The following is a 1,726-nucleotide window of genomic DNA, read 5'->3' on the forward strand; positions in this document are numbered from 1 at the left end:
GCGCGAGCAGCGCGCCGGTTTGCAGGACCATCAGGCCGATGCCGAGGGAGAACCACAGGGAGAAGAGGTCGCGGGCGCCGAAGACGCGTTTGTTCGTCGGCACTGCGATGTCGGGGGAATAGGTGCTTGGTGCATTCCGGGAACCGCAGCGCCAGCAGGCCGCAACCGAGGGTGTCCATCAGGCAGTTGCGGGCGGTGTCCAGCGCGTCCGGCGAGTCGATCCGGTAGTTGAGGACGTAGTCAGCGATGTCCTGCAGGACCTGGTCGTAGTCGGGACGGTTGTTCTGATCGACGTTGGCGCTCATGGCTGTTCTCCAAAGTGGGTGGGGGTCAGTCCTCGGGCTCACGGTTACTGGAAGCAGATCTTGGATGCCTGCCTTGGAATAGAGATTCCTTGTGGGAGGGGGCAAGCCCCCTCCCACATTGGATTGGTGTTGGGTTTTAGAACGCGTCGCCTGGGACGCGCACGAAGCCTTCCATCAACACCCGCGCACTGCGGCTCATGATGGCCTTCTTCACCACCCATTCGCCGTTCACCTGGGTGGCTTCGGCGCCGACACGCAAAGTGCCGGACGGATGCCCGAAGCGCACCGCATTGCGCTCCACGCCGCCCGCCGCGAGGTTGACCAAGGTCCCGGAAATTGCTGCAGCCGTGCCGATCGCCACCGCTGCGGTGCCCATCATCGCGTGGTGCAACTTGCCCATGGACAAGGCACGCACCAGCAGGTCGATATCGCCGGCCTTGATCGCCTTGCCGCTGGAAGCCACATAGTCCGCAGGCTTAGCCACGAACGCCACCTTCGGCGTGTGCTGGCGCTGGGCGGCTTCGTCCAGGTGCTTGATCAGACCCATGCGCAACGCGCCATGGGCCCGCACGGTCTCGAACATCGCCAGGGCCTTGGGGTCACCGTTGATCGCGCCTTGCAGCTCGGTACCGGTGTAACCCAGGTCTTCGGCGTTGATGAAGATCGTCGGGATGCCGGCGTTGATCAGCGTGGCCTTGAAGGTGCCGATACCCGGCACCTCCAGGTCGTCGATCAGGTTGCCGGTGGGGAACATCGAACCACCACCGCCCTCTTCTTCCGCTGCCGGGTCCATGAACTCCAACTGCACTTCGGCAGCCGGGAAGGTCACGCCGTCCAGTTCGAAGTCGCCGGTTTCCTGCACCGCACCGTCGGTGATCGGTACGTGGGCGATGATGGTCTTGCCGATGTTGGCCTGCCAGATCCGCACCACGGCCACGCCGTTATGCGGCACACGGGCTGGATCGACCGTGGTCACGGAGCCGGCCTGGCCGAGAATCTTCGGCAAGCGTTCGCGGTACAGGCGCAACAGCAAGCCGGGGTCTTTGACCTGGGCCAGGCTGGCGACAGTAGCGGTTTGCGCCTGGGCATTGGCCAGGCGTTCACTGGCCTGGGCGTGGGCGACTTGCACCAGGCGGTCAGCCTGCTGGTTGGCGGTCTGGGTGAGTTTTTCCGCGTCGGTACGCGCATTCGCCACGGCTTTGTCGGCTTGCTGACTGGCGGTGAGCACCGCGTTGAAGGCATTCACCGCCGGGCTCGGCAGGCTCGATTGCACATCGACGCGGGTGACTTCGATGCCCACTCCCAAGCCGCTGGCGGTCAACTGCGCCAGGCGCTTGTTGATGCCTTGCACCAAGTCGCCGCGCAGCCGTTCACGACGCTCGGCGGCGCCGTTGTCGCTGCCGATCAATTCGGGGCGCGCC

The 1,726-nt window shown here is 64.8% G+C and carries 2 protein-coding genes; both read right to left on the bottom strand.

Features of this window, described 5'->3' with window-relative positions:
* The coding region (locus L9Z73_RS30095; RefSeq protein WP_247408580.1) for an MmgE/PrpD family protein at positions 1 to 305 on the bottom strand (305 nt) is incomplete at its 3' end.
* Between the two features lie 136 nt (positions 306 to 441).
* On the bottom strand, positions 442 to 1,656 hold the full coding sequence (gene prpF / locus L9Z73_RS30100; protein WP_247408581.1) for a 2-methylaconitate cis-trans isomerase PrpF: 1,215 nt from the start codon (positions 1,654 to 1,656) through the stop codon (positions 442 to 444).
* Positions 1,657 to 1,726 lie beyond the last annotated feature (70 nt).

It is taken from the genome of Pseudomonas emilianonis, from assembly GCF_023072625.1.
Classification (GTDB): domain Bacteria; phylum Pseudomonadota; class Gammaproteobacteria; order Pseudomonadales; family Pseudomonadaceae; genus Aquipseudomonas; species Aquipseudomonas paraveronii.